This is a genomic window from Kitasatospora sp. NPDC057500 (genome assembly GCF_042802195.1).
GTDB lineage: Bacteria > Actinomycetota > Actinomycetes > Streptomycetales > Streptomycetaceae > Kitasatospora.
The window spans coordinates 1-10,161 of the sequence record NZ_JBHVER010000022.1; the positions used below are offsets into that span (position 1 = coordinate 1).

Here is a 10,161-nt window from a genome sequence, read left to right on the forward strand (position 1 = left end):
GCCCCTCCAGGGGTGCCGGGCGGCCTCCGCGCGCACGGGGCGGGATCAGAAGCGGGCGACCTCCCGGTAGATCCCCCACTCCTCGCGCAGCGCGTTGCAGATCTCGCCCAGGGTCGCCTCGGCGCGCACCGCGTCCAGCATCGGCGGGATCATCGACGCGCCGGAGCGCGCGGCGGCCAGCATCGCGTCCAGCCCGGCCCGCACCGCGGCCTCGTCCCGGGCCGCCTTGCGCGCGCCCAGCCCCCGGACCTGCTCGCGCTCCACCTCGTGGCTGACCCGCAGGATCTCCAGCTCGGGGGTGACGCTGCGCGGGTGGCAGTTGACGCCGACGACCCGCTTCTCGCCCTTCTCCACGCCCTGCTGGTACTGGAAGGCGGCCTCGGCGATCTCGCCGGTGAACCAGCCGTCCTCGATCCCGCGCAGGATGCCGGAGGTGACCGGGCCGATCGCGTGGTCCTCGCGGCCCTTGTCCAGGATCCGCCGGAAGATCTCCTCGGCCTGCTGCTCGATCCGGTCGGTCAGCGCCTCGACGTACCAGGAACCGCCCAGCGGGTCGGCCACGTTGGTGACGCCGGTCTCCTCCATCAGCACCTGCTGGGTGCGCAGGGCGATCTCGGCGGCCTGCTCGGAGGGCAGCGCCAGGGTCTCGTCCAGGGCGTTGGTGTGCAGCGAGTTGGTGCCGCCGAGCACGGCCGAGAGCGCCTCCACGGCGGTGCGGACCACGTTGTTGTACGGCTGCTGGGCGGTGAGCGAGACGCCGGCGGTCTGGGTGTGGAACCGCAGCCACTGGGCCTTCTCGGTCTTCGCGCCGAACCGCTCGCGCATCCAGCGGGCCCAGATCCGGCGGGCGGCGCGGAACTTGGCGATCTCCTCGAAGAAGTCGAGGTGCGCGTCGAAGAAGAAGGACAGCCCGGGCGCGAAGACGTCCACGTCCAGGCCCCGGGACAGGCCCAGCTCGACGTAGGCGAAGCCGTCGGCCAGGGTGTACGCCAGCTCCTGCGCGGCCGTCGCCCCGGCCTCGCGGATGTGGTAGCCCGAGACCGAGAGCGGCTTGTACGCCGGGATCCCGTTGGCGCAGTACTCCATCAGGTCGCCGATCAGCCGCAGGTGCGGCTCGGGGGCGAAGAGCCACTCCTTCTGGGCGATGTACTCCTTGAAGATGTCGGTCTGCAGGGTGCCGTTGAGCACCGCCGGGTCGACGCCCTGCCGCTCGGCGGCGACCAGGTACATGCAGAAGATCGGCACCGCCGGGCCGCTGATCGTCATCGAGGTGGTGACCTCGCCGAGCGGGATGCCGCGGAACAGCACCTCCATGTCGGCGGCCGAGTCGATCGCCACGCCGCAGTGGCCCACCTCGCCGAGCGAGCGCGGGTCGTCGGAGTCGTAGCCCATCAGGGTGGGCATGTCGAAGGCGACCGAGAGGCCGCCGCCGCCCGCCTCCAGGATCATCCGGTACCGCTCGTTGGTCTGCTCGGCGTTGCCGAAGCCGGCGAACTGGCGGATGGTCCAGGTCCGGCCGCGGTAGCCGGTCGGGTGCAGGCCCCGGGTGTACGGGTACTCGCCGGGCCAGCCGATCCGCTCGAAACCCTCGTAGGCCTGTCCGGGGGCCGGGCCGTACACCGGCTCGACCTCGTCCCCGGAGAGGGTGGTGAAGTCCGCGTCCCGCTTGCGGGCGCTGTCGTACCGCTGCTGCCAGCGCTGCCGTCCGCGCTCGATCTCCTCGGCGTCCATGACCCCGAACTCCGCTCCGTACGGCCGCCACGCCAGCGGGCGGCACAGTTTCCAGGACGTCCTACTAATTTACTCGGACGTCCTAGTACTTGTCGACGGACACCCGGCCACTGATGCCGGGGGCATGCGCAAGGGCGCCCTCCCCCCGCACGGGGAAGGGCGCCCTCGGGGTCTTCGCTCAGACGCCGGCCGGCTGGCGGGCGGCGTCACCGGCGGACAGCTTGGCGGCGGCCTCGGCGACCACCTTGCGCTCGGCGACGAAGGAGGCGAACGGGATGCAGCCGGCGGCCAGGAAGAAGACCATCCGACCCAGCGGCCACTTGAGCTTCTGGCCGAGCAGGAAGGTCACCACGAAGTACCCGATGTAGAGGTAGCCGTGCAGCATCGCGACGTAGGTGGTCACGTCCTCGGCCGCGTCGAAGCCGTACTTCGCGACCATGAAGCCGCAGAACACCAGCAGTGCCACACCGGTCGCAATGGCCAGGGCCCGGTACCAGCCCAGCAGGGGGGTCGCCTTCATCGTCTTCATCGCCTCGCTCGGCAGCATCGGGGGGGTACGTCCTGATCCGCGCACCGCTCACACGAGGGTAGCCGCCCTCACGCCCCGGCCCGCGCAGGCCCCTCGCCGGGGAGCTCGGTGAAGTCGCCCGCCGCCACCCGCAGCGGGCGGAGCAGGTCGAAGACCTCGCGGCACTGGTCGGCGTCGTACTCCTCCAGGCCGAACTCCATCGCCATGAGCTCCCGGGTGGCGCCCTCGACGACCTCGCGGCCCCGGTCGGTGATCGCGGCGAGCACGCCCCGGCCGTCCAGCGGGTTGGGTCGGCGGGCGACCAGGCCGGCCCGCTCCAGGCGGTCGACGGTGTTGGTGACGCTGGTCGGGTGGACCATCAGGCGCTCGCCGATCTTGGAGAGCGACAGCTCGCCGGTCCGGCTGAAGGTGAGCAGCACCAGTGCCTCGTAGCGGGCGAAGGTCAGCCCGTACGGCTTGAGGACCGCGTCCACGCGGGAGAGCAGGATCTGGTGGGCCCGCATGACCGAGGTGATCGCCGCCATCGAGGGGACGGCCCCCCAGCGGCGGGTCCACAGCTCGTCGGCGCGGGCGATCGGGTCGAAGTCGAGAGCGAGGGGCTTGGCCACCTCCTTACCGTACCGGCGGGCAGGGCGGGGGCTACCAGGCGTCCTGATGGTGGACAAGCGCGACACGTGGCGGGAACACGCCAGTCGGCTCGTCAGGTACATACCAGCACGTTGCGGGGGTGTGAACGGGCACCAGCCATCGCCCCGGCCGGGGCGGTTGGGCCCACGAACGGCCCGAGGCCCGCCATCAGGCGTCGGTTCGGACGGCAACCCGCTGAAAGGCGGGTGGATTCGCCCCTTTTGTCACTCCGTTCACCTTCCGCCGCATTGGCGGGACCTGGCCAATCCATGAACGAGACCTGTCATTTCACTTGTTGGATTGTCATGCTTTCCGCCAGCCCCGTCCGGTGGCCACCGCCCCACTCACCGGTGACCGCCGTGGACCGCACGGAGCAGCACGTCAGCGCCCGTTCCGCCCCTCAGGTGCCAACCCCGGCACCCCGGAGCGCGGCGCGACCGCGCACACGCGGTTTTCCGGAAGGACCTGTACGTGAAGCGAAAGCTCGCAGCCGGCGCCGTACTCTCCGCCACCGCCCTCCTCACCGGCGTCATCCAGGTGGGCACCGCCGCCCAGGCCACCCCGACCCCGTCGGTCCAGGCACAGGCCGCGCAGCACCGCGCCGGCCTGATCGCGCTGGCGAACGGTCAGGCCGGCCCGCTGGCCAAGGCCCTCGGGCTGGGCGGCCACGAGGCGCTGATCGCCAAGGACGCCGTGGTGGACGCCGACGGCACGCGCCACCTCCGCTTCGAGCGCAGCTACGCCGGCCTGCCGGTGCTCGGTGGCGACCTGGTCGTCCACCAGGCCGTCGACGGCGCGGTGAAGGCGGTCGACAAGGCCTCCGGCGCGCAGATCACGGTGCCGAGCCTGACCCCGGCGGTCCCGGCCGACGAGGCCGCCGCCCAGGCCTCCGGCGCGGTGCAGTCCACCGTCGGCGTCGCCGCCGACAAGGACGAGTCCCCGGTCACCGAGGTGCACCGGGCGGGCGCCGCCCAGCTGGTCGTCTGGGCCGCCGACGGCAACCCGCGGCTGGCCTACCGGACCACCGTGGAGGGCGTCCGCGCCGACGGCACCCCCAGCAGCAGGCTGCTGGTCACCGACGCCGCCACCGGCCGGGTGCTGTCCAGCCACGAGCAGGTGCAGACCGCCTCCGGCACCGGCACCGGCGTCTTCGTCGGCACCGTCCCGCTGACCACCACCTCCGTCAGCGGCGGCTACTCGCTGAAGGACGCCTCGCGCGGCGGCCAGTCCACCAGCGACCTGAAGAACCGCACCTCCGGCTCCGGCACCCTCCTCACCGACACCGACAACGCGTGGGGCGACGGCACCGCCGCCAACCGCCAGTCGGCCGCGGTGGACGCCCAGTTCGGCGCGGCGGCCACCTGGGACTACTACAAGAACACCTTCGGCCGCAACGGCATCAAGAACAACGGCGTCGGCGCCACCAGCCGGGTCCACTACGGCAAGAACTACGTCAACGCGTTCTGGAACGACTCCTGCTTCTGCATGACGTACGGCGACGGCGCCGGCAACGCCAACCCGCTGACCGCGCTGGACGTCGCGGGCCACGAGATGACCCACGGCGTCACCTCGGCCACCGCCGGCCTGAACTACTCGGGCGAGTCCGGCGGCCTCAACGAGGCCACCTCGGACATCTTCGGCACCCTGGTCGAGTGGTCCGCCAACCTCCCCGCCGACCCGCCGGACTACCTCATCGGCGAGGAGATCGACATCAACGGCGACGGCACCCCGCTGCGCTACATGGACAAGCCCTCCAAGGACGGCGGCTCGGCCGACTCCTGGTCCTCCTCGGTGGGCGGCCTGGACGTCCACTACTCCTCGGGCGTGGGCAACCACTTCTTCTACCTGCTGGCCGAGGGCAGCGGCGCCAAGACCATCAACGGCGTCGCCTACAACAGCCCGACCTCCAACGGCTCGACCGTCACCGGCATCGGCCGGGACAAGGCCGGCGCCATCTGGTACCGGGCGCTGACCGTCTACTTCACCTCGACCACCAACTACAAGGCCGCCCGCACCGGCACCCTGAGCGCCGCGGCCGACCTCTACGGCGCCGGCAGCGCCGAGTACAACGCGGTGGCTGCCGCGTGGAGCGGCGTCAACGTCGGCTGACGCCCTCTCGGGCGGTGTCCGGGGGCCCCACTTGGGAGGGGAGGCCCCCGGACGCCGCATGCCCGCCCGCCCACCCGCCCGCGTAGCAACGCGGACAGATGCCGACAAGCCCCACTACTGGCGGGAACACGCCAAGCAAGCGAACGCAGACAAACACGGCAACTGTCACATCCACCACCAGCCGTTGGAATCTTGGCGAGACCTGGCCAATCCCCGGCCGCGCCCTGTTCTTTCACGACCTGCATTGTCATGCTTCTGCCCAAAGCCCCGTCCGGACGCCCGTCGCCCCACCCACCGACGACGCGTCAGGCCGCACGGGACAGCACGTCCGCGCCCTACCGCCCCCTGGCGCCGACCCCGGCGCCCCGGTACGAGGCGTGACCGCGCACCCGCGGTTTCGTGGAAGGAACCCGCACGTGAAGCGAAAGCTGACAGCCGGCGCCGTACTCTCCGCCTCCGCCCTGCTGGCCGGCGCCATCCAGGTCGCCGCCGCCCCCGCCCAGGCCGCCCCCGTCCCGCAGCGCGAGTCGCTCATCGCGCTGGCGGGGCAGCAGGCCGCGCCGGTGGCGAAGGCGCTCGCCCTCGGCGGGCAGGAGCAGCTGGTCGTCAAGGACGTGGTGGTCGACGCCAACGGCACCCGCCACCTGCGCTACGACCGCACCTACGCCGGCCTGCCGGTCCTCGGCGGCGACCTCGTCGTCCACCAGAAGTCCAACGGCTCGATCGCCTCGGTCGACCGGGCCTTCGAGGGCCGCATCTCGCTGCCGGGCCTCACCCCGGCGCTCTCCGCCGGCACCGCCTCCACCCAGGCCGTCGACTCGGTCCGGGCCACCGTCGGTGTCGCCCCGGCCGACGCGGACGCCTCGCCGGTCACCCGGGTCGACGGCGCGAGCGCCCCCGAGCTGGTGGTCTGGGCGGGCGACGGCAGCCCGCGGCTGGCGTACCGGACGGTGGTCCACGGCGAGCGGGCCGACGGCACGCCGAGCAGCCAGCGGCTGGTCACCGACGCCGCCACCGGCCAGGTGCTCTCCACCCACGAGGAGGTGCAGACCGCGGTCGGCACCGGCAAGGGCGTGCACGTCGGGGCGGTCACCCTGACCACCACCCAGAGCGGCTCCACCTACCAGCTCAAGGACCCGTCCCGCGGCAACCAGTGGACCGGCAACGCCAAGAGCGGCAACGCGCTGTACACCGACGCGGACAACGCCTGGGGCAACGGGCTGGCGTCCGACACCCAGTCCGCCGCGGTGGACGCGCAGTACGGCACCGGCGCCACCTGGGACTACTTCAAGAACACCTTCAACCGCAGCGGCATCAAGAACAACGGTGTCGGCGCCAGCAACCGGGTGCACTACGGCAACGCCTACGTCAACGCCTTCTGGCAGGACTCCTGCTTCTGCATGACCTACGGCGACGGCTCCGGCAACGCCAACCCGCTGACCGGCGTCGACGTGGCCGGCCACGAGATGAGCCACGGCGTCACCTCGGCGACCGCCAACCTCACCTACTCGGGCGAGTCCGGCGGCCTCAACGAGGCCACCTCGGACATCTTCGGCACCCTGGTCGAGTGGTACGCCAACCTGCCGGTGGACGTGCCGGACTACCTGATCGGCGAGAAGATCAACATCTTCGGCAACGGCAAGCCGCTGCGCTACCTGGACAAGCCCTCCAAGGACGGCTCGTCCAAGGACTCCTGGTACTCCGGGATCGGCGGCATCGACGTCCACTACTCCTCGGGCGTGGCCAACCACTTCTTCTACCTGCTGGCCGAGGGCAGCGGCGCCAAGACCATCAACGGCGTCGCCTACAACAGCCCGACCTCCAACGGCTCGACCGTCACCGGCATCGGCCGGGACAAGGCCGGCGCCATCTGGTACCGGGCGCTGACCGTCTACTTCACCTCCAGCACCAACTACAAGGCCGCCCGCACCGGCACCCTGAACGCCGCCAAGGACCTCTACGGCGCCGGCAGCACCGAGTACAACGCGGTGGCCGCGGCCTGGAGCGCGGTGAACGTCAACTAGCCGCGGACGGACCACCCCCGAAAGACACGGCAGGCTGCCGGGGCCACTGGGAGAGGAGGCCCCGGCAGCCTGCCGGCGTGCCGTGGGGAGGTCGTGCGGAGGGCGTCAGGCCGTGACCGGTGCCACGGCCTTGCCGTGCTCCTCCTTCTTGAGCATCCGCTCGGCCACGAAGCCGCCGCCGGGCAGCACCGAGAGGATGAACAGCACGGCACCGCGCTTGACGTCCCACTTCTGCGCCTGCCAGGCCATGATCCAGAAGACCACGTACAGGATGAACAGGATCCCGTGGACCATGCCCATCACCGGCACGGCGTTGAAGTCGGTGGTGCGCTTGAGCGCCGAGCAGACCAGCAGGAGCAGGAAGGAGACCCCTTCGGGGCCGGAGACCAGGCGCAGGCGGTGGACGGCGCTGCTGTTCACGATGGGTACCTCGATACGCGGGGGGCTCGGAGATCGCTTGTGAACCGACTCACAAGCATCCGCCCCATTATCACCGAGCACATGTCCGAACCCGCCGTCGGGGGTGGTACCGGACTCCGCCCGCCCGGTTTGTCGCAGACGCGTACCAGAACGCCGCCACCTCTCCCCCGCCGCACCCGCCGACCGCTAGATTGCGGCCGTGGCACAGTTTCGACTCCAGGGGTCAAAGACGCTCGCCGTCGACATGACCGGCGATCTCGTGAAGGCCAAGAACGGCTCAATGGTCGCTTACACGGGCCAGATGAACTTCAAGAAGCTCAGCGGAGGCGGTGACGGCCTGCGCGGCATGGTGACGCGCCGGCTCACCGGCGAGCAGATGACGGTCATGGAGGTGAAGGGACAGGGCACCTGCTACTTCGCCGACCAGGCCACCGAGATCAATCTCGTGCGGCTGAACGGCGAGACGCTGTACGTCGAGTCCGACAACCTGCTCTGCACCGAGGGCACGCTGAAGACCGGCACCACCTTCACCGGCCTGAACGGCGTGTCCTCCGGCAACGGCCTGTTCACCACCAAGGTCGAGGGCCACGGCTGGGCCGCCGTCACCTCCCAGGGGCCGGCCATCATCCTGCGGGTCTCCCAGGGCATGCCGCTGCGGGTCGACCCCGGCGCGTACGTCGCCCACACCGGCAACCTCAACCGCTCCATCAAGTCCGGCGCCGGCTGGAGCACCTTCATCGGCGAGGGCGGCGGCGAGGCCGTCCAGGTGGAGTTCACCGGCGAGGGCCTGGTCTACGTGCAGCCCTCCGAGAAGCTGACCGTCGGGGGCGACGTCTGATGGCGTTCACGAAGATCAACAACAAGATGATCGAGGCCCGGGTCGTACCGGGCCAGCGGATGTTCAGCCAGCGCGGCGCGATGCTCGCGTACACCGGTGAGGTTCGGTTCACGCCGAACATGACCGGCGGGCAGGGCGGCGTGATGTCGATGATCGGCCGCCGGGTCGCCAACGAGGACACCCCGCTGATGACCGTCGAGGGCCAGGGCAGCGTGCTGTTCGGCCACGGCGGCCACCACGTGCACGTGATCGACCTGGCCGGCGACACCCTGTACGTCGAGGCGGACCGGCTGCTGGCCTTCGAGGGCTCGCTCCAGCAGTCCACCATGTTCATGGGCTCGCAGGGCGGCGTGATGGGCATGGTCCGCGGCCAGGTGACCGGCCAGGGGCTGTTCACCACCAAGCTGGACGGCCACGGCGCGGTCGCGGTGATGGCGCACGGCGGCGTCTTCGAACTGCCGATCACCCCGCACCAGCCGGTGCACGTCGACCCGCAGGCCTACGTCGCGCACCGCGGCCAGGTCCAGAACAAGCTGTCCACCGCGCTCGGGTGGCGCGACATGATCGGCCGCGGCTCCGGCGAGGCGTTCCAGCTGGAGCTGTCCGGGAACGGCACGGTGTACGTGCAGGCGAGCGAGGAGAAGCTCTGATGTCCTACCCGCCGCAGCCTCCGTACGGGCAGCCGCATGACCCGTACGGCCAGCCGACCCAGCCCGGGTACCCCGCCGCCCCGCCGCCCGGCTACCAGCAGCCGGGCCAGCCCTACCCCCCGCAGGGTCAGCCCTACCCCCCGCAGGGCCAGCCGTACCCGCCCCAGGGCCAGCAGCCGCACCCGCCGCAGGGCTACCCCCAGCAGGGCGGCTACCCGCCGCCCCCGCCCCAGGGCTACCCGGCCCAGCCGCCGCAGCAGTACGCCCAGGAGCAGTACGGCGGCGCGCAGGCCCCGCTGCCCAAGGCGCAGGACGGCTCCGGCCCGGTGGTGCACGACGCGCACAGCCTGCCGTCCAACGACAACGTCAACCCGTACGCCTTCTCGGTCGACCTGAACGGCTCGTACTTCCTGCAGAAGGGCAAGATGATCGCCTACTACGGCGACATCTCCTTCAAGGGCGTCGGCGCCGGCGCGGTCGACCGGATGCTCGGGCAGCACTTCAACTCGCCGATGCACGCAGCGGACTGGGTGGTCGCCGAGGGGCGCGGCAAGCTGCTGCTGGCGGACCGGGCCTTCGACCTCAACTCCTACGACCTGGAGGAGGGGAACCTGACGGTCCGCTCGGGGAACCTGCTGGCCTTCGAGCCCACCCTGCGGCTGAAGCAGTCGATCATCCCGGGCTTCCTGACCCTGATCGGCACCGGCAAGTTCGTCGCCGCCTCGAACGGGCCGGTGCACTTCGTCGAGCCGCCGATCCGGGTGGACCCGCAGGCGCTGGTCGGCTGGGCGGACTGCCCGGCGCCCTGCCACCACTACGACCACGACTACATGCACGGGGTGATCGGCGGACTGCGCCGGCTCACCGGGCTGGGCGGGGCGTCCGGCGAGGAGCACCAGTTCGAGTTCATCGGCGCCGGCCAGGTGCTGCTGCAGTCCACCGAGGTGCTGATGGCGGAGCGGTCGGTCGGCCAACTGCACGCCGAGGCCGGGGTGCCGATGGGCGGGGTGCCGGGCCAGTACCCCTCGGGACACGGCTCCCAGGCGCCGAACATGAACGTGCCCGGCCTCGGTAACCTGGGCAACCTCGGACGGCGCTTCGGGCTCTGACCACGCGGCCGCGGGGCGGGGGGGGGCCCCCCCCCCCCGGGGGCGGGTCACCGCGGCCGGCGCACCGTTAAACCGGGTAAGTAGTACAAAAATTAAATAAAATCTGGTTTATGGGTGCAAGGGT

9 protein-coding genes are annotated in these 10,161 nt (G+C 71.1%); 5 read left to right on the forward strand and 4 right to left on the reverse strand.

Translation table 11 applies throughout. From position 1 onward, the window contains the following. Window positions 1-45: 45 nt before the first annotated feature. From ACFU74_RS07390 to ACFU74_RS07400, 3 genes are all read right to left on the reverse strand, one after another. The gene (locus ACFU74_RS07390; RefSeq protein WP_380753189.1) at window positions 46-1,731 is read right to left on the reverse strand and encodes a methylmalonyl-CoA mutase; all 1,686 of its coding nucleotides are present in this window, start codon (window positions 1,729-1,731) and stop codon (window positions 46-48) included. A gap of 178 nt (window positions 1,732-1,909) precedes the next feature. After that, on the reverse strand, window positions 1,910-2,278 hold the full coding sequence (locus ACFU74_RS07395; protein WP_380753192.1) for a DUF3817 domain-containing protein: 369 nt from the start codon (window positions 2,276-2,278) through the stop codon (window positions 1,910-1,912). 50 nt (window positions 2,279-2,328) lie between these two features. Further along, complete coding sequence (locus tag ACFU74_RS07400) at window positions 2,329-2,868, reverse strand: MarR family winged helix-turn-helix transcriptional regulator (RefSeq protein WP_380753194.1); 540 nt, start codon at window positions 2,866-2,868, stop codon at window positions 2,329-2,331. Between the two features lie 490 nt (window positions 2,869-3,358). Between ACFU74_RS07400 and ACFU74_RS07405 the strand changes: the two genes are divergently transcribed. Both ACFU74_RS07405 and ACFU74_RS07410 read left to right on the forward strand, forming a co-directional pair. Continuing rightward, on the forward strand, window positions 3,359-4,996 hold the full coding sequence (locus tag ACFU74_RS07405) for a M4 family metallopeptidase (RefSeq protein WP_380753197.1): 1,638 nt from the start codon (window positions 3,359-3,361) through the stop codon (window positions 4,994-4,996). Window positions 4,997-5,412: 416 nt separating this feature from the next. After that, complete coding sequence (locus ACFU74_RS07410; RefSeq protein WP_380753199.1) at window positions 5,413-7,020, forward strand: M4 family metallopeptidase; 1,608 nt, start codon at window positions 5,413-5,415, stop codon at window positions 7,018-7,020. A gap of 105 nt (window positions 7,021-7,125) precedes the next feature. On the opposite strand, the gene ACFU74_RS07415 is transcribed toward ACFU74_RS07410, so the two are convergent. Then, complete coding sequence (locus ACFU74_RS07415; protein ID WP_380753329.1) at window positions 7,126-7,443, reverse strand: DUF3817 domain-containing protein; 318 nt, start codon at window positions 7,441-7,443, stop codon at window positions 7,126-7,128. Between the two features lie 196 nt (window positions 7,444-7,639). On the opposite strand from ACFU74_RS07415, the gene ACFU74_RS07420 reads away from it, so the two are divergent. From ACFU74_RS07420 to ACFU74_RS07430, 3 genes are all read left to right on the forward strand, one after another. Further along, the gene (locus ACFU74_RS07420; protein ID WP_380753202.1) at window positions 7,640-8,278 is read left to right on the forward strand and encodes an AIM24 family protein; all 639 of its coding nucleotides are present in this window, start codon (window positions 7,640-7,642) and stop codon (window positions 8,276-8,278) included. Beyond that, window positions 8,278-8,928, forward strand: coding sequence for an AIM24 family protein (locus tag ACFU74_RS07425; RefSeq protein WP_380753204.1), 651 nt, complete (start codon window positions 8,278-8,280; stop codon window positions 8,926-8,928). The genes ACFU74_RS07420 and ACFU74_RS07425 overlap by 1 nt, the downstream gene beginning before the upstream one ends. A 296-nt stretch (window positions 8,929-9,224) precedes the next feature. Then, entirely contained in the window at window positions 9,225-10,037 is an 813-nt protein-coding gene (locus ACFU74_RS07430; RefSeq protein ID WP_380753332.1) for an AIM24 family protein, read from the forward strand. Window positions 10,038-10,161 lie beyond the last annotated feature (124 nt).